The following is a 23,987-nucleotide window of genomic DNA, read 5'->3' on the forward strand; positions in this document are numbered from 1 at the left end:
GACGCGGTCAGCCTTGGGCGGACAGCACGGTCAGTCGCAAAATCAACTGGGCATGGCGCTGGTGGTATTGGTCACCCAGCCAGTTCATCAGTCGAGAACGTTCGCCCTCCGTCAGCACCAGCGGCTGGAGCACACCATTCACGACGGTCAGGCGCCCAGGCAACTGCGCCTGCAGGTCGGCAAGCAGGCCGTCGGGCGGGCTTCCCTCGGGTGCCTCGAGCGCTTCGATGTAGTCGAACACTGCCGCCCGCCACGTGAGCAACTGATCGAATGGCTGTGGATTCAGTTTTTGCAGGTAACGTGACCAGTACTGCTGTTGCACCAACCACGCTTTGAGCCCCGCCTCCCCCCCGGCACGCTCGCGCGCCAGCACCTCACGTTCGACGGCATCCACCACGCGGTCACTGACATAGGCCTCATAAAGCATGCCGCCGTACGTTTCCTGCAGGTTCAGGCGCGTGGCCAACGCGATCTTCAGCTTGAGGATGATTTCCGCACGGTCGGGCACTCCTGCCCGCAGCGTGACGTCGCTGATGTCGTCCCCCAGGTGCAAGGGCGGCACTATTTCCCCCTCACGGGCCATGAGCTGGCGGCGACCCACGCGCGCCATGTAGATCTGGTCAGCCACCGACTCCAGCAACGCCTGGCGGTACAGGGCCCGCGAGGTGTCCAGCAGTGCAAACGGCATCGCATCGCCGCTGGCCGCTGCCTGCGCGGCGGCTTTCCACACCTTGACCAAGGTCTTGCAGCGCTGCAGCAGCAGGGCAATGCCATCACCGCAGGTGGCTTCGGCCTGTTCGCCCAGCTCGAACAACTGGTCGCGGAGTTCTATCAAGCCCAGAGATTGCTCCTCTGCTGTCGGGTGCACCAGCACCCGTAGCACCTCCCACATTTCCTCCAGCACGGCTTGGCCACGCAGGCGGAATTCCCGGGTCTCGATCAGCCGGCGCATCACGTAGAACAATTGGCCGGCCTCAGGCTCCTGCTCCAGCGCACGGATACGGGTCAGCAGCGGCTCTGGGCAGCCCTGCAACCAGCGTTCGCTGTTGCGCTCGCCGGCCAGCGGCGCGTCTTCGTTGACCACCAGCCCAGCGCCGTCGATGCCGGGTGCCAAACGCGCGGCGCGCAGGCGCTCGCGCGACGCCTCCGACAAGGGGTTATTGGCGATGGAGAACGAATATTCCTCATCCAACTCACCACCCTGCTCGGCTCGGTACTGCTCGACGAAATGACTGTTGGTCAAGGTCGGCACCTCGACGATGGCGTTGTTGGCCAGGTCAACGGCCTGCAACCGCGCGCCCGGGTCGAACATCAACTCGGTCAGGCCTTGTGGCCATTGGCTGATGCCGGTGCTGCGCAGGTTCAACAACTGCAGGCGCAGCATGCCACTGACCTGGGGCGCTAGCTCCAGCGGGTTGTTGCGCAGGTCGAGCTCGCGCAGCCCACCCAGGTTCGCCAACGCGGTAACACTTTCCGGGGTCAGGGTGATCTGGTTGCTGGCCAGGCGCAGGTAGTCCAGGCGGCGCAGGCGGGCCAGGCGCTGGAACCCGGCGGCGTCCAGCCGCACCGCGTTGTTTTCCACGCCCAGCTCGCGCAGTTGCGAACAGCTGGCCAGTACCTCGAGGGAGGCGGCGTCCAGGGTCAGGCTGTTGCCGTCCAGCAACAGTTGCTGCAGCCTCGGCGCATTCTGCAGCGGGCTCAGGCCGCCTGACGCTTCGTCGATGCGGTTGCCCTCCAGGTCGAGAAACACCAGCTCCCTGGCCGTGGCCAGCGCCGCCGGCACACTGCTCAGGCGGTTGTCAGACAGTCTGATGGCCCGCACCCTCGGGAAACGCTGAAGGAAGAAGTCCAGGGCGGCGCTCTCAGCGCCCTGCGCAATGTCCATGTCATTGAGCAGCAACGTGTCGATATGGCTGAAATCCGCGGTCAACACCGGCAACTCGCCGATTTCCATGCCACGCAGGTCCAGGGTCAGGCTCGGGACCAGATTCAAAGGAGATGGATGCCGCGTCTCGCGTCGCCAGGCTTCGCGGATGCGCTCGGCGACTTGCCGCCGGCTCTCTTCCGCCACCGGTTGGCCGTCCTCACGGGTGCGGGAGGAAGGTTGCCGCACCCAGTCGCTTAGCGAACGGTCCAGCACCCGGTATTCCTGCTCCAGTTTTTGCGCGTGCATGTCCAGGTTCACGTTCCTCGCCCGCCAGTCGGCCTTCAACTCGGCCCATTCCAGTTCTGGAATGTGGGGGTACAACGCGCGCAGGCGTTCGTGAGGGGTACGAGCGTCCCCCGGCATTCCTTGGTATTCGAGGTGTTCGACCCGGGGCTGCCAAGGGCGCATCCATGCCTGCTCCACTATCTGGCCGAGCGTGCGGCTGGCGCGATCTCGGTCCTGCTGCACGGCAGCGGTCAGGCGCTGCAAGAGCCTGTCACGATCGCTGATCTGCAGCCCCAGGGCATCGCGTTCGCTGTCAGGCAAGGCCTGCAGAATGGCACTGAACAAGTCCTGTTCGCCGCCGAGCAACTCCCCCTGCTCGTCCATGGCCTGGTAGCCATCGCGGCGACGAACGATGAATTTACGTTCGGCGTCGGCCGCTTCGCCCACGCTCACCAGGAGTTCGCCTCGGCGGCTGCCGTCGCGCAATTCCAGGCGTACCTTGCCGGTCCAGCCCTCCAGCCATGACAAACCACGCACGCCGAGACGGGCACTGTCGTCACCGAGCAACTGTGGCCGGTAAAAGCCGTCGATGGCGCAACCCAACCGTCCTTGGCGAATGGCCAGGCGCGCGGCTTCGGCCATTGCCACGGGCGGCTGCCCGGTGCGCAGCAACAGCGCGCGTTCAGCGTCGGTGGCCTGGTCGACGACGGCCTGGGCAAGGCTGGTGTTCAATTGCGTGAAGGACTGCTGCAGCGCTCGGGCCGCTGCGTCCGGCTGGGGTTGGCGGGCCTGGTCCAGGCTGTCGAAGATGGCGGCGCGCTCACGCTGCGCCTCATCGGCCAGCCGCTGGCTCAAGACGTCGGTACGCGCGGGGGCGTTGTTGGCGACGCTGTCGCCGAACAGTTGCTCCAGGCGCGAGGTGTCCAGCTGAGCCACCACACGCTCGGCCAGGCGCCCCGCTTCCAGTTCCTCGCGGGTAATGGTCACCGCTTCGGTCGTTTCACCCGCCACGGCCTCGTACAGGGTACCCGGGGCCGCTTCGGCCATGAGCCGCACCCCGACGTCGGCCGGCCAACCGGGCAGGTTCACCAGCAAAGGCGCAGGGTAGCTGTCGGCCGCAGGGATGGGTACCTGCTCTCGGATGCGGCCAATCAGGGTATCGACCTGCTGGTCTACCTGGAAACGACGCAAGCTCTCGCCCAGTGTCGCCGGCGGCTTGCGGTCATTGAACAGGCGGTCACGCAGTGCCCCCTCCGAGGTACCACTGGCCAGGCGCGCCTGCTCCAGCGCCGCATCGTCCAGGCCCTCGGTGACCGGGCCCAGGCGGCGCAGCAACGTCGCCCTGTTCCAGTTCAGTGCCGACTCATGTTCATGGCGCCAGGTACCGGCACCGTTGTCCCGCAGCGGCGGTCGGTAGCGGCCTTTATCGACCGGGTGCACCACCTCCCATCGGCCGGTGGCCGGGTCGCGCACCTGTTCGTGCACACGCCCATCGATGCGCACGTAGGTGCGGCCCTGCACTTCATATTGGCCGCGTGCGTTGGCGATGGCGCCTTCGGGTAATACCACGGGGCTTTCATAGGGCGCCAGGTCTGGATGCCACAAACGGCTCGTGCCTCCCTCGTTGACCACGACCAGTTCCTGGACGAATACCGAATTTTTCAGCACATGCCCGGCACCCGCTGTCGCCGCCACCGCCGCCAGGTTTTCCGCCACGGCAATGAAATGCCCCACGGCTTCACTTCGTTGGTGGTGGTGCCACTCGGAAACGCCGATGCACACCTCTTCGATCAGCTGTACGCCGCCGACCACCGCCATCAATTCCCCGACGCCGGGCACGAAAAACGAGGCCAGGGTCAGGGCATCCATTTCCAGCCCCAGGTAGTAGGCAAGGCGCGCCTCACGCTCCTGGCGGTTCTTGATGGCAGTCGGCACCACGGCCATGCGCCCATCGATGGAGGCCTTGGACAGCCGGTGCTGGTGCAGCAAGCGCAACAGCGAGGTGTCGTGCTCGGTGGCCTTCAGGTCGAGGTTGGCATCGGGGTCCGGTTGGCGCATGCCACCGAACACGGGCTTGGGCTTGAGTACATCGTTGAGGCGTTCAAAGAACGGCACCTGATCCCGGCGCAGCACGAAGCGGCGCAGATAATCCTGATAGCCACGGTCTCGCAATCGGGCCCTCAAGGCGGTGGCGTAGGCTTCGACGCTGGCGTATTGCTTGAAGACATGGTCCGGCTCGCCCGGCATATACACCACGCAGGCGCCGGTACCAGGGCAGCGAATCACCGCCATGCCGAGCAACGAATAAGGCAGGCGCCCCAAGGCATCGAGCAGGGTCACCTGGCAGAAGACCACGGGCTCGCCCGCCCAGCGCGCCTTCTCTGGCTCGGGCCCGCTGAGGGCCAGGAGCATCGGGTAGGCGTCTTCGTCCACATCACCCTTCATGCGGGCGATGTGGGCTTGCACGTTCAACTCGTCGCGCAGGGCGTACAGCAGGTCGGTGGTGACCGCATCGGCCGCGTTGTCTGGCACGCTCGCGCTAAGCCTGGCGGGGTTGAGGGCTTCTATCAGGTGCTCTTCGTAACGCGCCCCCAGATCGAGCGAGCGGCACAGGGCCGCGAAGGCCTCGGCGCTGATAGGCAGGACCTTGTCGCGCCGGTACCGGTAGAGGCGCGCGTCATCAGCATCGAGGTCGAAGCGGTGCTCACCCTCGGGCAGGATCACCGCGTAACCTGGCGATGGTTCCATGCGTTCGGTTTCGTGGGGCTCGAAGTTGACCAGGGCTGCCTCCAGCAGGGTCTGCTGGGTGGCATGCAATTCACCGCTCACCACGCCGCCGTCCAGTTTCAGACCAGGGGTGTAGGTGGTGCGTACCAGCACGTGCTTGTCCACATCGGCGGGCACATCGGGGTACAACCGTGCCAGCTCGGCCTGCAGCAAGGGCCGGGCGAACTCGGTAGGCGACTGCAGACGGGCCAGCCGCGCCTGGGCGGCGAGCATGGAATAGAGGCTGGTGGTGGCGCTGGCCTGGTAAGCCTTGCGCAGGGCCGGCGAGGCACTCGTCAGCCAGGCAGGCAGGCTTTGCTTAATCAGCTCCTGGTGGGCCAGGGGCGCGGGTGCGGCTTTTGAGTCGGTAGGCATGGAAAGGTTATCCTGAGGCGAGTTGAGGCCTCAGGAAACCATTCCGACCGTCGGGCAAGGCGGTAGATATTGCTGGGCGGCACGCTCGCCCAGTGGCCGCGTGTTACCAGAAGCGTTGCTGCCCCAGTTTGCTCCACAGACGCGCCGCCACGTGCTCGGCGCCCCCGGCGGCAGCCAGGCCGACACGCTCTTGCAGGCTCTTGCGCTCGGCGTAGTGCAGGTGGAACACCTCGGCCTGGGCAGCCCGCTCGGCCAGGTATTCGTCGCTGGTCTTGAGTTCGTCCACCAATTGGTTTTCCAGCGCCGCAATGCCGAGCCAGACTTCGCCGGTGGCCACCTGGTCGATGGCCAATTGCGGGCGATAGCGGGCCACGAAGTTCTTGAACAGCTGATGGGTTACGTCCAGGTCTTCCTGGAACTTCTCGCGGCCCTTCTCGGTGTTCTCGCCGAACACGGTGAGGGTGCGCTTGTACTCACCGGCGGTCAGCACTTCGAAGTCGATGTCATGCTTTTTCAGCAGCTTGTTGACGTTGGGCAATTGCGCCACCACGCCGATGGAGCCGAGCACGGCAAAGGGTGCGCTGATGATTTTCTCACCGATGCACGCCATCATGTAGCCGCCGCTTGCCGCGACCTTGTCGATGCACACGGTCAAGGGTACGCCGGCCTGCCGAATGCGCGCCAGTTGCGAGCTGGCCAGGCCATAGCTGTGCACCATGCCGCCGCCGCTTTCCAGGCGCAGCACCACTTCATCCTTGGCCGTGGCCAGGGTCAGCAGCGCGGTGATCTCATGGCGCAGGCTTTCGGTGGCCGAGGCCTTGATGTCGCCATCGAAGTCCAGCACGAACACCCGGGGCTTGGCCTCGGTCTTTTTCCTGGTTTTCTTTTTCTCGGCCTTGGCTTCCTGCTTGCGCAACGCCTTGAGCTGGTCCTTGTCCAGCAGCGTGGATTCCAGGCGCTCGCGCAAACCTTTGTAGAAATCGTTCAGCTTGCTGACCTGCAACTGCCCGGCAGCCTTGCGCCGGCCCTTGCCACGCTGCGCGGCGATGGCGGTCAACACCACGATGATCGCCAGCACCAGGGTGACGGTCTTGGCCAGAAAACTCGCGTACTCGGAGAGAAACTCCACGGGGGGTACCTCAAAGGCTTCAAAGCCTCATTCTACGGGGAGGATCTGGTGGGTGTCTAACAGTTGGGGGCGCAGATAATCTGGCGGACATTCGCGAAGCGCCGCGCGGGCGGCGCACGGTATCGAGGGCGCCAGAAACCTTGAGCCATGCACCTGGCGGACTTGACCCAATCTCAAGCCAGACAAACAAGGCGGACCAGGCAATGGCGCAGGCATAACTGGCCCGAAACAGATGTGGGACCGGGCTTGCCCGGGAAGCGCCGCGCGGGCGGCGCACGGTCTCAAGGGCACTGGAAAAGCCCGAGCCATGCACCTGAAAGCCATGATGCGGTTTCATGACAGGCTTTTTGGGACCCCGCTGGAGATTTCATCATGGCCACCGAGCACTAATCGATAGTTTTGTGGCGCCCTTGCGACCGCGCGCCGCCCGCGCGGCGCTTCCCGGCCAAGGGCTCGGCGCCCCCGCCGCTCCCACAGCTGTTTCGGGCCAGTTATGCCTGTGCCATTGCCTGGACCGCCTTGTTTTTTCGTGTGGGGACTGCATTAACGCCACCAGTGCATGCCTGGGTTTCTCTGGCGCCCTTGCGACCGCGCGCCGCCCGCGCGGCGCTTCCCGGCCAAGGCCGGTCCCACATCTGTTTCGGGCCAGTCATGTCTGTGCCTTTGCCTGGACCGCCTTGTTTTTCCTGCTTGGAACCGTATGGAAGTTCTGCTTCCACGGTCCCCGCCGCCCAATTCAAACAAGCGTATGTTTTTTCATTGACAGCCCTGCGCAACCTCCATAACCTCCAAGGCACCTTCAACGTACCCGGACGACGCGGACGTGGGCAGCATCTATCTGATTCGACATGGCCAGGCCAGTTTCGGTGCCGACGACTACGACGTGTTGTCGCCGCTGGGCATGCGCCAGGCCCAGGTACTGGGCGCGCATCTGGCTGACCTTGGCCTGACGCTGGACCGTTGCCTGGCCGGCAGCTTGCGACGCCAGCAGGCCACCGCGCAGCTGGCGCTGGAAGCCATGGGCGCCAGTCACCTGTGCGTGGACACCGATGCGGCCTTCAACGAGTTCGATGCCGAAGCGGTGATCCGCGCCATGTTGCCCGACCTGCTGCCCCACGAGCCCGAAGCGCTGCACACCCTGCGCAATGCGGCCCACAACCGCAGCGAGTTCCAGCGCCTGTTCGCGCTGTTGATCGGTCGCTGGCACGGTGGCCAGCACCCCACCCCCGACACCGAAAGCTGGGCCGCCTTCGTTGCCCGGGTCGAAGCGGGGTTGCACCGTCTGCTGGACCAGGCCGCCAGTGGCGCCAACATCGCCGTGTTCACGTCCGGCGGCACCATTACCGCCCTGCTGCACCTGATTACCGGAATCTCTGCCGCCCAGGCCTTCGAGCTGAACTGGCAGATCGTCAACACCTCGCTCAGCCAGCTGAAATTCCGTGGCCGCGAGGTAACCCTGGCCTCCTTCAACAGTCACACTCACCTGCAACTGCTGAAGGCGCCGGAGTTCATCACCTATCGATGAGCGCCCCCCTGCCTCACCCCTGTCGCTAGCCCTTCAAAGAAAGGATCGAACCATGAGCACCCTAGACACCGCCGTAGAAGCCATGAAGGCCAAATTCGACCCCTCCGCCGCTGCCGGTCTGGACCTGGTCTTCGGTTTTCGCATTGATGAGACCAAGCATTTCTCCCTGATCATCAAGGACAAGACCTGCGAACTGCAGCAAGGCGAGAACCCGGACGCCCAGGTCACCCTGGTCATGGACGAAGAAACCCTGAAAGGCATCGTCAGCGGCGAAACCGACGGCATGCAGGCGTTCATGGGCGGCAAGCTGCGCGCGGAAGGCGACATGATGCTGGCCATGAAGCTGAGCGAACTGTTTCCAGGCTGATACACTTTCTGTAACAAAAAAGACCCCGGGTGCATGCCCGGGGTCTTTTTTTGCCGGCAGCCAACCCTCCCCCCTGCCAGTGCTAGCTGACCCTGCAGGCCTATTGCCAGAATTTCTCATTAAATTTGCGCGAAACCCTCGCAAAAAGGGGGGCGCGCAGTTCAATAATGAGTCTCATTATGTTACAAGTTAGCATCCTTCTTAAGATTGTGGTGCGAAGTGCTGGTTCCATTCTTGATCATGCTGCGCGAAGGGATTGAAGCCGCGCTCATCGTTGGCATCATTGCCAGTTACTTGAAACAGACCGGCCGCGGCCAGTGGATGCCTGCCGTGTGGATCGGCGTGTTCCTGGCAGCCGCCATCGCCCTGCTGGTGGGCGGTGGCCTGGAGCTCATGAGCGCCGAATTCCCGCAGAAACAACAGGAACTGTTCGAAGGCCTGGTAGGCCTGGTGGCCGTGGTCATCCTCAGCTCCATGGTGTTCTGGATGCGCAAAGTGGCACGCTCCATCAAGCACTCGCTGCACGAGTCCATGGACCGCGCCCTGGCCAACTCCAACCACCAGGTCATTGCCCTGGTCGCCATGGTGTTCTTCGCCGTGGCCCGCGAAGGCCTGGAGACCGTGTTCTTCCTGCTGGCCGTGTTCCAGCAGAGCGAAGGCGCCGGTGCGCCACTGGGCGCCCTGCTGGGCCTGATTCTGGCGGTAGCCGTGGGTTTCGGTATCTACACCGGCAGCATGCGCCTGAACCTGTCGCTGTTCTTCCGCTGGACCGGCCTGTTCATCCTGGTGGTGGCCGCTGGCATTCTGGCCAACTCGGTACAGGCGCTGCATGAAGCCGGTATCTGGAACTCGCTGCAGGATGTGGTCTTCGATGTCAGCGCTACGCTGCCGATGGACGGCCCGGTTGGCTCGGTACTGGCTGGCATGTTCGGCTACCAGGACGCCCCGACCATCAGCACCCTGGGCGCTTACCTGCTGTACCTGGTGTTCGCCCTGGTCATGTTCTTCCTGCCCGCCAGCGCCCCCGTCGGGCGCAAGCCGGCTCCCGCTACTCACTCCTAAGGCTTCTTCCGTCAATGTCCAATCAAGCCCCAGGCCTGTCGCCACGCGTGCTGCGCGTGGCCGTGGCCGGCTCCGTGGTGGTGATGCTCGCCGCCGGTGCACTGTTCTACTACGCCTCTCAGGTAGCCTCGTCCAAGCGCCAGGCCAACCACGATGAAATCGTCGTCAACATCCACCCGCACAGCTGTGAGCCCAACGCCCTGACCATCCCGGCCGGGCATGCGAGCTTCCGCATCGTCAACAAATCCGAGCGCGCGGTGGAGTGGGAGATTCTCGACGGCGTGCTGGTGGTCGAGGAGCGCGAGAACATCACCCCGGGCATGAGCCAGGTGATCAACGCCAACCTGGCGCCCGGCGACTACGCCATTACCTGCGGCCTGCTCAGCAACCCGCGTGGCACCCTCACGGTCACCCCTACCGCCGAGTCCGAAGCCAACGCCAAGGCCCGCCCGGCCATGGTGGCCTTCATCGGCCCACTGTCCGAATACCGCGTGTACCTGAGCCTGCAAGGCAGCGCCTTGGTGCGTGGGGTCGATGCCTTGAACCAGGCCATCGCCGCAGGCGACCTGGCCGCCGCCCGTGCCGCTTATGTGCCGGCACGCAGCGCTTACCAGAGCCTGGCGGCTGCGGCCCAGCGTTATTCAGAGCTGGACAACGCCATCAACGCCCGCGCCGACTACTACGAGAAACGCGAGCAGGACCCAGGCTTCGGCGGCTTCCACCGCCTGGAATACGGCCTGTTCCAGCAGTCGAGCCTGGACGGCCTGGCCCCCGTGGCGCAGAAGCTGGCCACCGACGTCGCTGCGTTGAAAACCCAACTGCTGGCGCAGAACCTGCCGCCTGAGCAGCTGGTCAGCATCGTGGCCCGCAACATCCGCAGCCTGGCCGAGGTACGCACCAACGGCGAAGAAGAGCGTTACAGCCACACCGACCTGAGCGGTTTCGCCGCCAACCTGGCGGGCGCGCGCAAAGTGGTCGACCTGCTGCGGCCATTGTTGGCCAAATCGGCGGCCGACTTGCTGCCGAAAATCGACGCGGCGCTGAACGACCTGGGTACCCAGCTCGACAGCCTGCGCGACGGCGACGCCTACCGCGCGTACGACAAGGTCGGTCCGGATCAGCGCAAGCAGATCGCCGACAAGGCCAAGGCACTGGCCGATGCACTCGATGGAATCGATCCCGCCCTGGGCCTCTCGGCCCTGTAACACAGACGACAGACACACATGAGCGACTCGAAAAACAGCAACACCCCTGTCGACGCCCAGCGGCGCCGTGTATTGATGGGCATGGGCGCCGCCGGCGTCGCCCTGGCTGGCGGCGCCCTGAGCTGCCCGGCCATGGCGGCTGCCGAGGCCCAGGTGGCTGAAGCGCCGAAAAGCGACAAGACCCAGGACCGCCACGACTACCACGGCGTGCACCAGAGCGGCATCGTCACGCCGCGCCCGGCGGCCGGCATGATGGTGGCCTTCGACGTGCTAGCGGCTGACCGCAAGGATCTGGAGCGCCTGTTCAAGCTGCTGGACCAGCGCATCAAGTTCCTGATGACCGGCGGCGAAGTGCAGGAAATCGACCCGAAACTGCCACCCGTGGACTCCGGCATCCTCGGCCCGGTCGTCACCCCGGACAACCTGACCATCACCGTGTCGGTAGGCGCCTCGCTGTTCGACGAGCGTTTCGGCCTGGAACACGCCAAGCCCAAGCACCTGATCCAGATGGTCGGTTTTCCCAACGACGCCCTGGAGCCAGCCCTGTGCCACGGCGACCTGACGCTGCAGTTCTGCTCCAACACCCCGGACACCAACATTCACGCCCTGCGTGACATCGTCAAGAACATGCCGGACCTGCTGCTGGTGCGCTGGAAACAGGAAGGCACCGTGCCGGCCCAGGCGCCGAAGAAGCCCAGCGAGGCGGCCGAAAGCGCGCGCAACTTCCTTGGTTTCCGCGACGGCTCGGCCAACCCGGACTCCAACGACAACAAGGCCATGGACGCCATCGTCTGGGTGCAACCGGGCAGCGAAGAGCCGGCCTGGGCCGCCAACGGCAGCTACCAGGCCGTGCGCCTGATCCGCAACTTCGTCGAGCGCTGGGACCGTACCCCCCTGCAAGAGCAGGAAAGCATCTTCGGCCGCAAGAAGATCACCGGTGCGCCGTTCGATGGTGCCACCGAGCATGACGTACCGGACTACCACAAAGACCCGGAAGGCAAGCTCACCCGGCTGGACTCGCACATTCGCCTGGCCAACCCGCGCACGCCCGAGTCCCAGGCCAACCTGATCCTGCGCCGCCCGTTCAACTACTCCAATGGCGTGAACAAGAACGGCCAGCTGGACATGGGCCTGCTGTTCATCTGCTACCAGGCCAACCTGGAGAAAGGTTTCATCACCGTGCAGACCCGCCTTAACGGCGAGCCGCTGGAGGAGTACCTCAAGCCCATGGGCGGCGGTTATTTCTTCACCCTGCCGGGGGTAAAAAACGACCAGGACTTCATCGGTCGTTCATTGCTGCAAGCTTCCAACACCAAAAACGCTTAAGTCTTTGACAACATCGGGGATCCTTTCATGAAGAAGTCGCCACTCGCTTTGCTGCTGTCCCTTGGTTTGCTGCACGCTCCGGTCTCGGCCTTCGCCGCCGACAACTCGGCCCTGGACCTGGTCCAGCCGATCTCCGACTACAAGATCTACGTGACCGAAGAGCTGGACAAGCTGGGCAGCGAAACCCAGAAGTTCACCGATGCCATCAAGAAGGGCGACCTGGAAACAGCCAAAAAGCTGTATGCCCCGACCCGCGTTCACTATGAAGCCATCGAGCCGATCGCCGAACTGTTCAGCGACCTGGACGCCTCGATCGACTCCCGCGTCGACGACCACGAGAAAGGCGTGACCGCCGAGGACTTCACCGGCTTCCACCGCCTGGAATACAGCCTGTACTCGGAAAAGACCACCAAAGGCCTGGAAGCCCTGGCTGACAAGCTGAACAACGACGTGAAGGACCTGCAGACCCGCGTGGCCGGCCTGACCTTCCCGCCGGAGAAAGTGGTAGGCGGCGCGGCCGCACTGATGGAAGAAGTGGCGGCCACCAAGGTCAGCGGTGAGGAAGACCGTTACAGCCACACCGACCTGTATGACTTCCAGGGCAACGTTGACGGCGCGAAGAAAATCTTCGAACTGTTCAAGCCGCAAGTGCAGAAGAAAGACGCGGCCTTCGTGACCAAGGTTGAAAAGAACTTCGGCACCGTGGACAAGATCCTGGCCAAGTACAAGACCAAGGACGGCGGCTACGAGACCTATGACAAGGTCAAGGACGCTGACCGCAAGGCCCTCATCGGCCCGGTCAACACCCTGGCTGAAGACCTGTCCACCCTGCGTGGCAAGCTGGGTCTGAACTAAGGTTGTGCCTGTAGCCGCTGCCGAGGGCAGCGGCTACATCGGCTGTATTGATCGCCCTGCAACACCCCCGCCAATAACACCCCCTCGCACTTGTCCCCTGCCCTGCCGCGCATTAGATTGTTCAATGATCTGACGCATCCAGAATAAGCAAAAGGGATAACCATGGCGCTTACCGACCAGTCCACCGCCGTGCGCAGCGGTGAAGAGCTCGATGCCGCGCGTATCGACCCGTACCTCAAGGCGCACATCCCCGGCCTCACCGGCACGCCAAGCATCAGCCAGTTCCCCGGCGGCGCTTCGAACCTGACCTACCTGGTCACCTACCCCGAACAGGAATTCGTCCTGCGCCGCCCGCCCTTCGGGCACAAGGCCAAGTCGGCCCATGACATGGGCCGCGAATACCGCATCCTCAACCAGCTCAACGCCGGGTTCCCCTACTGCCCCAAGGCCTACGCGCACTGCACCGACGAATCGGTGATCGGTGCCGAGTTCTACGTGATGGAGCGGGTCAAAGGCATCATCCTGCGCTCGGACATTCCCGCTGAATTGGGCCTCGACCCGCAGAAGACCCGCGCCCTGTGCCACAACTTCATCGACAAGTTCGCCGACCTGCACCAGGTGGATTACGCCGCCTGCGGCCTGGCCGACCTGGGTAAGCCCGAAGGCTACGTGGCGCGCCAGATCAGTGGCTGGAGCGACCGCTACGACAAGGCCCGCACCCCGGACGCGCCGGCCTGGGACAGTGTCAAGGCATGGCTGGCAGACAAGCAGCCAGCGGACCACCCCACGCCTGCCATCGTGCACAACGACTACCGCTTCGACAATGTCATCCTCGACGCCCAGGACCCGATGCAGATCATCGGCGTGCTGGACTGGGAGCTGACCACCCTGGGTGACCCGCTGATGGACCTGGGCAACACCCTGGCCTACTGGATACAGGCCGATGACCCGGCGCCGGTGCAACTGATGCGCCGCCAGCCCAGCAACGCACCCGGCATGCTGACGCGCCGCGAATTCGTCGACTATTACGCCGAACGGGCCGGCATCCAGGTGGACAACTTCGATTTCTATTACACCTATGGCCTGTTCCGCCTGGCCGGCATCGTGCAGCAGATCTACTACCGCTTCTTCCACGGCCAGACCCAGGACAAGCGCTTTGCCCCGTTCATTCACATGAACACACTGCTGGAACAGATGAGCCTGAACGTCATCAAGCACTCCACCCTGTAAGGAAACCGAGATGTCCAAGACGCAATTGTTCGACCTCGACGGCAAGATCGCCTTCGTTTCCGGCGCCAGCCGCGGCATCGGCGAAGCCATCGCCAAACTGCTGGCCCAGCAGGGCGCCCATGTGATCGTCTCCAGCCGCAAGCTGGACGGTTGCCAGCAAGTGGCCGATGCCATCATCGCCGAGGGTGGCAAGGCCACCGCCATCGCCTGCCATATTGGCGAGATGGAGCAGATCCAGCAGGTGTTCGCCGCCATCCGCGAGCAGTTCGGGCGCTTGGACATCCTGGTCAACAACGCTGCCACCAACCCGCAATTCTGCAACGTGCTGGACACCGACCTCGGCGCCTTCCAGAAGACCGTGGACGTGAACATCCGCGGCTACTTCTTCATGTCGGTGGAAGCGGGCAAGCTGATGCGCGAGCACGGCGGTGGCAGCATCATCAACGTCGCGTCCATCAACGGCATTTCGCCGGGGATCTTCCAGGGCATCTATTCGGTGACCAAGGCGGCGGTGATCAACATGACCAAGGTGTTCGCCAAGGAGTGCGCGCAGTTCGGCATCCGCTGCAACGCCCTGCTGCCGGGCCTGACCGACACCAAGTTCGCCTCGGCGCTGGTCAAGAACGACGCCATCCTCAACACCGCCCTGGCGCAGATCCCACTCAAACGCGTCGCCGCCCCTAGCGAAATGGCCGGTACCGTGCTGTACCTGGCCAGTGATGCGTCCAGCTACACCACGGGCGTGGCGTTGAACGTGGATGGTGGTTTCCTGTCCTGAGCCGGGAGCGCGCTGGCGTGCCAGCGAGCTTTTTACGCCCCAAGGGGCTAAAATGCTCGCCCCGCCAAAAACAATGATCTACCCAATGCCCTTCGAACTCAGCACCGACCCCACTACCCTGCTCATTCTCGCCATTGTCGCCTTCGTCGCCGGTTTCATCGATGCCATCGCTGGCGGCGGTGGACTGCTGACCACCCCGGCGCTGTTGACCGCCGGCCTGCCACCGCATCTGGTGCTGGGCACCAACAAGCTCAGTTCCACCTTCGGCTCGGCAACCGCCAGCTTCACGTTCATTCGCCGCAAACTGTTCCACCCGCGCGAATGGTGGCCGGCACTGATCTTCACCTTGGTAGGGTCGCTGATCGGCGCCGTGGCCGCCCACTACATGCCCTCGGAATGGTTGAACAAGATGCTGCCGGTGATCGTCTTCGCCTGTGGCATCTACCTGCTGTTCGGCGGTACGCCCAAGGGGCCGGTGGACAGCCATGCGGTGATCAAGCAGAAACGGCAGATTCCCCAAGGCCTTGCACTGGGCTTTTATGACGGCGTGGCCGGGCCCGGCACCGGGGCGTTCTGGACCGTGACCTCGATGCTGATGTACCCCATCGACCTGGTACGGGCCAGCGGCGTGGCACGCAGCATGAACTTCGTCAGCAACGCGGCGGCGCTGGCGGTGTTCATCATCAACGGCAGCGTGGACTGGCTGATCGGCCTGAGCATGGGCACCTGCCTGATGGTAGGAGCCTTCTTCGGCGCCCGCAGTGCCATCAGCGGTGGGGCGAAGTTCATTCGCCCGGTGTTCATTACCGTGGTACTGGGGCTTACCGTGCGCCTGGCCTGGCAGCACTGGTTCGCCTGACGCTGCCCCCCCCGCTGGAACGGGTGTCAGCCCGGGAGAACCGGCGCAGGCAAGCCCAGGCGCTCGGCCACGTAGTGGTCGATGAGGTAGCGGGCGATCGACCGCGACGCCGGCAACGGCGGCAGGTCGTGCACATTGAACCACTGCGCATCCTCGATTTCGTCCGCCTGGGGCACGATGTCGCCGCTGTCATACTCGGCATGGAAGCCCAGCATCATCGAGTGTGGGAACGGCCAGCACTGGCTGCCCATGTAGCGGATGTTGCGGACCGTGACCTGCACCTCCTCCATCACTTCGCGGCGCACGCAGTCTTCCGCCGACTCGCCCGGTTCGGCGAAGCCTGCCAGGGTGCTGTAGACACCGGTGACGAAGCGCGGTGAACGGGCCAGCAGAATCTCATCGCCGCGGGTGATCAGCACGATCATGCTCGGCGAGATACGCGGGTAGCTGCGCAGGTCGCAGGCCTGGCAGTACATGGCCCGCTCCCAATGGATTTGCGTCATGGCCTGGCCGCAGCTGCCGCAGAACCGGTGCTCGCGAGCCCAGGTGCCAATCTGGGCGGCGTAGGCGAGCATCTTGTAGGTGTCGAAATCGCCCTGCATCATGAACTGGCGCAGGCCTTGCCACTGCACCCCTTCCCAATCGGCGGCGCCATGCAGTTCCAGCAAGTACACCGGCTCGCCGTCGAAATGGCCGATGCCGTGCTCGGCCAGTACGTCCAGGTTCTGCTTTTTCAGCCATTCACGGGGAAACAGCACGCCATTGGCGTCGAACGCGAAGCCCTGGGCGCAGCGGGCCACGGCCCAGCCCCCGGGCTGGCTGGTATCCAGTACTGCGGTGGTCCAGCGTTGAGACATCAGGGGCTCCTTGTGTGATATCAGTCGTCGAACTGCGGTGTCTGTTTGCTCATGCTCGCGGCCATGGCCACGCGCAAGTCGGTGCTTTGCAGCATCGCCGCGTTCCAGGTGGCGATGTATTCCAGGCCGTCGGCGATGCTGTGGTCGCGCATGTAGCCGATCATGGTCTTGGTGCCGCTCACCGCGATCGGTGACTTGGCGGCGATCTCCCGGGCGATGCTGAACACGCCTTCCAGCAGGCTGGCGGCGTCAGGGTAAACGCGGTTGACCAGGCCAATGCTGCGCGCTTCCTCGGCGTCGACCTTGCGCCCGGTGTAGGCCAGTTCCCTCAGGATGCCATCGCCGATGATACGTGGCAAACGTTGCAGTGTACCGACGTCGGCGGCCATGCCCATGTCCACCTCCTTGATGGAAAAATGCGCATCGGCGGCGGCATAGCGCATGTCGCAGGCGGCGATCAGGTCGATGGCACCACCAATGCAATAGCCCTGCACCGCGGCCAGTACAGGCTTGCGGCAGTGGTCGACGGCGTTGAACGAGGCCTGCATGTCGAGGATCTTGCGCCGCAGGGCGCGGGCGTTGCGGCCGGTGTCCTTGCCCAGTTCGCTGGCGACCGAGGCGAGCAGGCCCAGGTCGATGCCCGCCGAAAAATGCTTGCCGGCGCCGCTGAGCACCACCACGCGCACCGCTTCGGTATCATCCACCCACTGGAAGATTTCCACGATCTCGCGCCAGAACGCCGCGTTCATGGCATTGACCTTGTCGGGTCGGTTGATCTGCACGTGGGCGATGTGATCGTTGAGTTCGACGTGGAAGGCCTGGTAGTCGGTCATGGCAAATCCTTTTTGTTGAAAGGGGCAATGGCAGGACTATACCAAGGCGCGGCGCCGGGAAAACCAATTACCCGAACTTGGCCAATTTGCCCTGCTGCGTGCAGGCAAACCCAGGGAAACCACCCACACCGCAGCCAACCCTGTGGGACCGGGCGCCAGCTCGGGAAGCAGCCGGCGCGGTCTATCAGGTCGGTCCCCAGGTCGATCAACCGCTTTTGGCGCGATCCTGGGCCGGGCACTGGGCGCGGTGCAGGTTGAGGGCGGTGTTGATGATGCCGATGTGGCTGAACGCCTGGGGGAAGTTGCCCAGCATGCGGCCGCCGCGCGGGTCGTATTGCTCGGCCAGCAGGCCGACATCGTTGCACAGCGCGCTCAACCGGCCGAACAGCGCCTGCGCGTCGTCCATGCGCCCTAGCATGGCGTAGACGTCAGCCAGCCAGAACGAGCACACCAGGAAGGTACCCTCCCCGGGGTCCAGACCGTCGCAGCCGGTCTCGGTGTCATAACGCAGCAACAGGCCGTCACGCATCAGGCGATGCTCGATGTTGGCCAGGGTGGCGAGAAAGCGCGGGTCGTCGGCAGGCAGGAAACCGGTGAGTGCGATCTGCAAGAGGCTGGCATCGGTCTGCGACGAACCATAGGACTGCACGAAACACCCATGCTGGGGATCAACGCCGCGGGCACACACGTCAGCGTGGATCTGGTCGGCCACCGCCCGAGCGTGCTCGGCCCGCTCAGGATCCCCCCCGTCACTGGCCAGCAGTTTCGCCGAGCGGTCGAACGCCACCCAGGCCATTACCTTGGAGTGCACGAAGTGCCGCGGCTCGCCGCGGATCTCCCACAGGCCTTCGTCGGGCCGCTGCCAGATGCTTTCCAGGTACGGCATGATCACCCGGAAGATCGCCCGGCTGCGCGGGTGGCGCGGCAGGCCGCCGCGAATGGCCTGGGTCATGGCATCGGCCACTTCACCGTAGACATCGAGCTGCAATTGAGTCGCGGCGGCATTGCCGATGCGCACGGGCTGGGAGTGTTCGTAGCCACTGAGCCACGGCAAGGTCTGTTCGGGCAGGCGCCGCTCGCCACCCAGGCCGTACATGATCTGCATCTGCTCCGGGTTGCCGGCCACCGAACGCATCAGCCATTCGCGCCAAGCGCTGGCCTCTTCGAAGTAGCCCAGGTTCATGAACGCCAGCAACGTCATGGTGGCGTCGCGCAGCCAGCAATAGCGGTAATCCCAGTTACGTTCGCCACCCAGAAACTCCGGCAATGAAGTGGTGACGGCAGCAACGATGCCGCCAGTGGGCTCATACGTCAGCGCCTTGAGCACGATCAGCGAACGTTTGACCTGCGCGGTGTAGGGGCCTACATCGGGGCACCGATCGGAAAAGGCCCGCCAGAACGTTTCGGTCTCCGCCAAGGCCTCCTCGCCATCGAAGGCCTCGCGCACCGCGAGGTTGGAGTCTTGATAGGTCAGCACGAACACCCGGCGCTCGCCCGGGGCCACGGTGAAACGGCTGCCCGTGGCATGGTCCACCGCCTCCAGCGGCGCGGCGCTATGCAGCACCAGCATTTCCGGGCCGGCCACGGCTGTGAGCACTTGGGAATGAGCCTGCTCCACCCACGGCACACTGCTGCCGTAATCGAAGCGGATGACCAGCTCCATGTCGAATTCGACGCTGCCGCTCACCCCCTCGACGATACGCACCACGCTGCTGTGCTCGCCCGGTGGCATGAAATCGATCAGCAAGGCCTCGCCCGTGGCCGTGGTGAAGGTGGTTTCGAGAATCAGCGTACCGTCACGGTAACACCGGCTGGTTTCAGCCGGCGCCACCGGTTGCAGTCGCCAGCGGCCGTTGTGTTCATCGCCCAGCAACGCGGCGAAACACGCCGGGGCGTCGAAACGGGGAAAACACAACCAGTCCAGCGAGCCCTGTTTGTCGACCAGCGCGGCAGTTCTGCAATTGCCGAGCAAGGCATAGTCTTCAATCAATGCGGCCATGGTGGGGTCAACCTTGTGCGGGGGAATTCAGGGGGTGTGCGGTGCCCTCGGCAAAATCAGGTCGCGGATAGCGTCCGCCACGCCCTGTTCGCGGTTGCTGGCGGTGACGTGGTCGGCATGAGCCTTGACCGCGTCGTCCGCCTGGCCCATGGCCACCGAAAGCCCGGCGCGTTTGAACATCGCCACGTCGTTGCCGCCGTCACCCAGCACGGCGGTCTGATCCAGGGGAATGTCCAGGTGCCCGGCCAGTGAAGCCAGGGCGTCGCCTTTGTTGGCCAGCAGCGCGGTGACGTCGAGGTAATAGGATTGAGAACGGGCCGCCAGGGCCTGGCCTTCGATCAGGCCGCCCAGTTCATGTTCCAGCCTTGCCAGCAACTCGAAGTCGCCGCAGGTCGCGACAATCTTGTCGACACGGTCCAGGTAGGGCGTGAAGTCTTCCACCTGCACATAGCTGTAGCCCAGCGCGTCGATCTCCTTTTGAAGGAATTGCGCATCGGGACTGGTCAGCAGCCATTGGTCATCGGCGAACAGCCAGATGGCCACCGGATGGCGAGCGAACAGCGCCAGGCTGGTGTCTACGGCACGCCGGTCGACACTGTGGCGCTCCAGCACACTACCATCGGGCCGGGCCAGGGTACCGCCATTGAAAGCGGCAAATGGCACATCGATACCCAACGTGCGGACGATATCCAGCATTGCCCGGGGCGGTCGAGCACTGGCCAGGCTAAACGCCACCCCGGCCTCGCGCAATTGCCCTACGGCGTCGAGCACGCGTGGGCCGATGCTGTGGTCGGGCAGCAACAGCGTGCCGTCCATGTCGCTGAGCACCAGGCGGATGAAGTCGTCCGGACGCTCACTCATCCCAGGCTGTGCCACGCGCGACCGTCGCGGGCGAGCAATTCGTCCGCCGACTCGGGACCGTCTTCGCCCGCGGCGTAGTGGTCGATCTTGCCACCGTCGCGCCAGGCATCCAGGAAAGGCTGTACCGCACGCCAGCCGTTCTCGATGTTGTCGGCGCGCTGGAACAGCGTCTGATCGCCCGTCAGGCAGTCATAGATCAGCGTTTCATAGCCGGTCGACGGCTGCATCTGGAAGAAGTCCTTGTAGGCAAAGCCCAGCTCGACGTTCTCCATCACCAGGGCCGGGCCCGGACGCTTGGCCATCAGGTCGAACCACATGCCCTCGTTGGGCTGGATCTGGATACGCAGGTAGTTGGGCTGCAGCCGCTCGACTTCGGTGTCGCGAAACTGCGCGTAGGGCGCCTGCTTGAAGCAGATGGCGATCTCGGTGTCGCGTACACTCATGCGCTTGCCGGTGCGCAGGTAGAACGGCACGCCCACCCACCGCCAGTTGTCGATCATCACCTTGAGCGCCACGAAGGTTTCGGTACGGCTGTCAGGGTCGACCTTGGGCTCCTGGCGGTAGCCGGGCTTGTCGCCCTCGCCGGCCGTATACTGGCCACGCACCGAATTCTTCAGGGCATCGGCCTTGGACCAGGGGCGGATGGCCCCCACCACCTTGGCCTTCTCGCCGCGCACGGCGTCGGCACCAAAGGCAGCCGGCGGCTCCATGGCAACCATGGCCAGCAACTGGAACAGGTGGTTGGGCACCATGTCGCGCAGGGCGCCGGTGCTGTCATAGAAATTGCCCCGTGTTTCCACACCCACGGTTTCCGCCGCGGTGATCTGCACGTGGTCAATGTAGTGATTGTTCCAGAACGCCTCGAAAATGCCGTTGGAAAAGCGGCTGATGAGGATGTTCTGGACGGTTTCCTTGCCCAGGTAGTGATCGATTCGGTAGATCTGCTTTTCATTCATGACACTCAACAGGCAGGCGTTGAGTGCCTCGGCGGTGGGCAGGTCGGAGCCGAAGGGTTTTTCGATCACCACGCGGCGGAAGGCATCGGGCTGCTCCTGGAGCAACCCGGCCTGGCCCAGGCGCTGCGCCACTTCACTGAAGAAGCGCGGCGAGGTGGCCAGGTAGAACACGGCATTGCCGGTGCGGTTGGCGGCGATGCGCTCGCCAATCGCCTGGTAGGTGCCATCGTCGAGGAAATCGCCACTGATGTAGCTGATGCGCTTGGCCAATTTAGCCCACAAGGCCGGGTCGAGGGCCTGGTCGGCCCCCTCCGGGTGCTTGCTGCGCGCCTGCTCGATGATGAAATCGTGCAGCTTGGCAGCGAAGTCAGCATCGCTGACCTCGTTGTGGTCGACACCGACGATGTGCAGGCCATTGTCCAGCAGACCGTCGCGACTCAGGTTGTACAGCGCCGGCATGAGCAGGCGCTTGACCAGGTCGCCATGGGCGCCAAAGAGAAACAGCGTGGTGGGGGGTGCTGCGTCTACCTTGGACTTTGCCCGTGTCATTTAGGAACCTCGATATGGCCGCCGAAACCAAAGCGCATCGCCGACAGCAACTTGTCGCCGTAGGTGCTTTCCTGGCGGGAACGGAAACGTGCGAACAGCGAACCTGCCAGCACCGGTACCGGTACGGCCTGCTCCACTGCAGCGTCAATGGTCCAGCGACCTTCACCGCTGTCGGACACCGAACCCGAGTAACCATCCAGCGCCGGGTCACCGACCAGCGCGTCGGCGGTCAGGTCCAGCAGCCAGGAGGAGACCACGCTGCCGCGGCGCCATACTTCGGCGATCTCGGCCAGGTTCAGGTCAAAGCGCTGGTCTTCCGGCAGCGCGGTGCTGTTCTTGGTCTTCAGAATGTCGAAGCCTTCGGCGAAGGCCTGCATCATGCCGTATTCGATACCGTTGTGGATCATCTTCACGAAGTGGCCGGAACCGGCCGGGCCTGCGTGGATGTAGCCGTTTTCGGCATTGTTGTGCTCGCCTTCGCGACCCTTGGTGCGCGGAATGTCACCCACGCCAGGAGCCAGGCAGGCAAACAGCGGGTCCAGGCGCTCGAAGATCTTGGCTTCGCCACCAATCATCATGCAGAAGCCGCGGTCCAGGCCCCACACGCCACCGGACGTACCGACGTCGACGTAGTGGATCTGGCGCTCAGCGAGCGCCTTGGCGCGACGGATGTCATCCTTGTAGAAGGTGTTGCCGCCGTCGATGATCACATCGTCCGGCTCCAGCAGGTCGGCCAGTTGCTGGATGGTGTCCTCGGTTGGCGCGCCGGCGGGCAGCATGACCCATACCGCGCGAGGTGCGTCCATCTGACGCACCAGGTCAGCGAGGTCGGCAGCCTTCACGGCCCCTTCTTCACCCAGTTTTGCCACGGAAGACTGATCGCGATCCCAGACCACGGTCTGGTGGCCTCCGCGCATCAGTCTTCTCGAAATATTGCCGCCCATGCGGCCCAGTCCCACGATTCCCAATTGCATGCCGGTGCTCCACTGATGCGTAAATAGGTGTGTCACACCTTCAAAGCGCTAATGGTCTCAAAGCTTAGTACAGGGTTGCTACAGTTAGTTTCGACTTTCGCCGTTCGTCGGTGGCTTTTTTTTACCTGGGGGGCTGTCATCAAGCGTTCTTCAACGCTGACGGGCACTTGCCGCCACATGGAGAAAAAGACACGTCGACCATGAAAAATAAAAAAGTTCCCTTCACCAGAAAAAGAAATCAGAATCCGCGCCGACAGAGGAACAGCCCCGACTGACAAACGCTCAAGGTCGGCTATCCTCACTGTGAGACATGCCATTTGCGAGGTGAGCAATGGGAACTTTACTGCCAGCAACACGCCCCCAAACCCTCTATGTCACGGTACGCCGCGACGAACTGCGCGAATTGAAAGAAGAACGCGACCAGTTGCAGAAGAAGGTCGCCCATTTGACCCTGATGCTCTTGCAGTCCCAGCAGGACACCGGTATCGCCGGTGGCGCCCAGGCGCAGATCGCCTGACCCTCCCCTGTCCCCGCCCGCCGGCAGGCCTTGGCCTGTCGGCACACGCTGTAACCTTTGCGAAGAACACCTGATACCGGATTGGCGCTAGATTGCCAGCCCTGAGCGTGCCGCATGCCGCGGCGCGCCGTCGCTGGAGTTCGACCGTGAAAGGAATCACGTTGCTTGCCCTGCTGGCCCTGCCATTCGCAGCCCATGCCACCCCCCAGTGTCCCGCGAAACCGGATGTCGCCAGCCTGTTCGACCGCTGGAACGCCGCCCTCTTGACGGGCGAGCCCGCCCAAGTGGCCGCCACCTACGGCGCCGATGCCGTGCTGCTGCCCACCTTGTCCAACCGCGTACGCATGACCCACGACGAACGCCTGGACTACTTTCAGCACTTTCTGGCCAACAAACCCTCGGGCCGCATCGTCAGCCGCACGTCACAGGCTGCGTGCGACAGCGCACTGGACGCCGGCATCTACGAATTCACCTTCGCCACCACCGGCGAGACCGTCCAGGCTCGCTACAGCTTCAATTACCGCTGGGACGGCCAGCAATGGCTGATCGCAAGCCATCATTCCTCGCTGATGCCTGAAGCTGCGCATTGAACAGCGTCCCTCTATAGCAGCTGACGCTGTGAGACCGGGCGCCAGCTCGGGAACTAGACGCCGCAGTGCAGCAGGTCAATCGCGGCGCGGCCTTCCCGAGCTTCGCCCGGTCCCACAGGGGAGATATCCCGGGATCGGCGCCCAATGCGCACACTTCTAGAAATCTCTCTCTAAACAGCAGCCCGCCCAACCCCTTGAAAACAAAGCCTTTGCCAACCCATG

General features: G+C 63.9%; 19 protein-coding genes. 11 read left to right on the forward strand and 8 right to left on the reverse strand.

Going from position 1 to position 23,987, the window contains the following annotated elements:
* Window positions 1-7: 7 nt before the first annotated feature.
* Together HWQ56_RS17955 and sohB are read right to left on the reverse strand one after the other, a co-directional pair.
* Complete coding sequence (locus tag HWQ56_RS17955) at window positions 8-5,293, reverse strand: dermonecrotic toxin domain-containing protein (protein ID WP_176571352.1); 5,286 nt, start codon at window positions 5,291-5,293, stop codon at window positions 8-10.
* 103 nt (window positions 5,294-5,396) lie between these two features.
* Window positions 5,397-6,422 (reverse strand): protease SohB, encoded by a 1,026-nt coding sequence (gene sohB, locus HWQ56_RS17960; protein ID WP_158155669.1) that lies wholly within the window; start codon window positions 6,420-6,422, stop codon window positions 5,397-5,399.
* 823 nt (window positions 6,423-7,245) lie between these two features.
* On the opposite strand from sohB, the gene HWQ56_RS17965 reads away from it, so the two are divergent.
* From HWQ56_RS17965 to HWQ56_RS18005, 9 genes are all read left to right on the forward strand, one after another.
* On the forward strand, window positions 7,246-7,947 hold the full coding sequence (locus tag HWQ56_RS17965; protein ID WP_158153689.1) for a histidine phosphatase family protein: 702 nt from the start codon (window positions 7,246-7,248) through the stop codon (window positions 7,945-7,947).
* 52 nt (window positions 7,948-7,999) lie between these two features.
* The gene (locus HWQ56_RS17970; RefSeq protein ID WP_158153690.1) at window positions 8,000-8,314 is read left to right on the forward strand and encodes an SCP2 sterol-binding domain-containing protein; all 315 of its coding nucleotides are present in this window, start codon (window positions 8,000-8,002) and stop codon (window positions 8,312-8,314) included.
* A gap of 219 nt (window positions 8,315-8,533) precedes the next feature.
* On the forward strand, window positions 8,534-9,376 hold the full coding sequence (gene efeU, locus HWQ56_RS17975) for an iron uptake transporter permease EfeU (RefSeq protein WP_176571353.1): 843 nt from the start codon (window positions 8,534-8,536) through the stop codon (window positions 9,374-9,376).
* A gap of 14 nt (window positions 9,377-9,390) precedes the next feature.
* Window positions 9,391-10,581 (forward strand): iron uptake system protein EfeO, encoded by a 1,191-nt coding sequence (gene efeO / locus HWQ56_RS17980; protein WP_158153692.1) that lies wholly within the window; start codon window positions 9,391-9,393, stop codon window positions 10,579-10,581.
* An 18-nt stretch (window positions 10,582-10,599) separates the two neighbouring features.
* Window positions 10,600-11,907 (forward strand): iron uptake transporter deferrochelatase/peroxidase subunit, encoded by a 1,308-nt coding sequence (efeB, locus tag HWQ56_RS17985; protein ID WP_176571354.1) that lies wholly within the window; start codon window positions 10,600-10,602, stop codon window positions 11,905-11,907.
* A gap of 27 nt (window positions 11,908-11,934) precedes the next feature.
* Complete coding sequence (efeO, locus tag HWQ56_RS17990) at window positions 11,935-12,762, forward strand: iron uptake system protein EfeO (RefSeq protein WP_158153694.1); 828 nt, start codon at window positions 11,935-11,937, stop codon at window positions 12,760-12,762.
* A 162-nt stretch (window positions 12,763-12,924) separates the two neighbouring features.
* Window positions 12,925-13,992, forward strand: coding sequence for a phosphotransferase family protein (locus HWQ56_RS17995; protein ID WP_176571355.1), 1,068 nt, complete (start codon window positions 12,925-12,927; stop codon window positions 13,990-13,992).
* A 10-nt stretch (window positions 13,993-14,002) separates the two neighbouring features.
* Window positions 14,003-14,770, forward strand: a complete 768-nt coding sequence (locus tag HWQ56_RS18000) for an SDR family oxidoreductase (protein ID WP_158153696.1) — start codon at window positions 14,003-14,005, stop codon at window positions 14,768-14,770.
* A gap of 85 nt (window positions 14,771-14,855) precedes the next feature.
* Entirely contained in the window at window positions 14,856-15,629 is a 774-nt protein-coding gene (locus HWQ56_RS18005; RefSeq protein WP_158153697.1) for a TSUP family transporter, read from the forward strand.
* Between the two features lie 26 nt (window positions 15,630-15,655).
* Here HWQ56_RS18005 and nudC read toward each other — a convergent pair whose 3' ends face one another.
* The 6 genes from nudC to gnd all read right to left on the reverse strand — a co-directional run bounded on the left by nudC (window position 15,656) and on the right by gnd (window position 22,658).
* Entirely contained in the window at window positions 15,656-16,486 is an 831-nt protein-coding gene (gene nudC, locus HWQ56_RS18010) for an NAD(+) diphosphatase (protein ID WP_158153698.1), read from the reverse strand.
* Window positions 16,487-16,506: 20 nt separating this feature from the next.
* The gene (locus HWQ56_RS18015) at window positions 16,507-17,319 is read right to left on the reverse strand and encodes a crotonase/enoyl-CoA hydratase family protein (protein ID WP_176571356.1); all 813 of its coding nucleotides are present in this window, start codon (window positions 17,317-17,319) and stop codon (window positions 16,507-16,509) included.
* 205 nt (window positions 17,320-17,524) lie between these two features.
* Window positions 17,525-19,318, reverse strand: coding sequence for a glycoside hydrolase family 15 protein (locus HWQ56_RS18020; RefSeq protein ID WP_176571357.1), 1,794 nt, complete (start codon window positions 19,316-19,318; stop codon window positions 17,525-17,527).
* Window positions 19,319-19,345: 27 nt separating this feature from the next.
* Window positions 19,346-20,179 (reverse strand): Cof-type HAD-IIB family hydrolase, encoded by an 834-nt coding sequence (locus HWQ56_RS18025; protein WP_158154644.1) that lies wholly within the window; start codon window positions 20,177-20,179, stop codon window positions 19,346-19,348.
* On the reverse strand, window positions 20,176-21,684 hold the full coding sequence (zwf, locus tag HWQ56_RS18030) for a glucose-6-phosphate dehydrogenase (RefSeq protein WP_176571358.1): 1,509 nt from the start codon (window positions 21,682-21,684) through the stop codon (window positions 20,176-20,178). The genes HWQ56_RS18025 and zwf overlap by 4 nt, the downstream gene beginning before the upstream one ends.
* On the reverse strand, window positions 21,681-22,658 hold the full coding sequence (gene gnd, locus HWQ56_RS18035; RefSeq protein ID WP_158154646.1) for a phosphogluconate dehydrogenase (NAD(+)-dependent, decarboxylating): 978 nt from the start codon (window positions 22,656-22,658) through the stop codon (window positions 21,681-21,683). The genes zwf and gnd overlap by 4 nt, the downstream gene beginning before the upstream one ends.
* A gap of 331 nt (window positions 22,659-22,989) precedes the next feature.
* Here gnd and HWQ56_RS18040 point away from each other — a divergent pair, with 331 nt between their 5' ends.
* Window positions 22,990-23,175 carry a DUF6026 family protein gene (locus HWQ56_RS18040; RefSeq protein WP_158154647.1) on the forward strand — a complete coding sequence of 62 codons (186 nt, stop codon included), beginning with the start codon at window positions 22,990-22,992 and terminating at the stop codon, window positions 23,173-23,175.
* 146 nt (window positions 23,176-23,321) lie between these two features.
* Window positions 23,322-23,765, forward strand: coding sequence for an SgcJ/EcaC family oxidoreductase (locus HWQ56_RS18045; RefSeq protein ID WP_176571359.1), 444 nt, complete (start codon window positions 23,322-23,324; stop codon window positions 23,763-23,765).
* Window positions 23,766-23,987 lie beyond the last annotated feature (222 nt).

This window comes from Pseudomonas eucalypticola (assembly GCF_013374995.1).
Classification (GTDB): domain Bacteria; phylum Pseudomonadota; class Gammaproteobacteria; order Pseudomonadales; family Pseudomonadaceae; genus Aquipseudomonas; species Aquipseudomonas eucalypticola.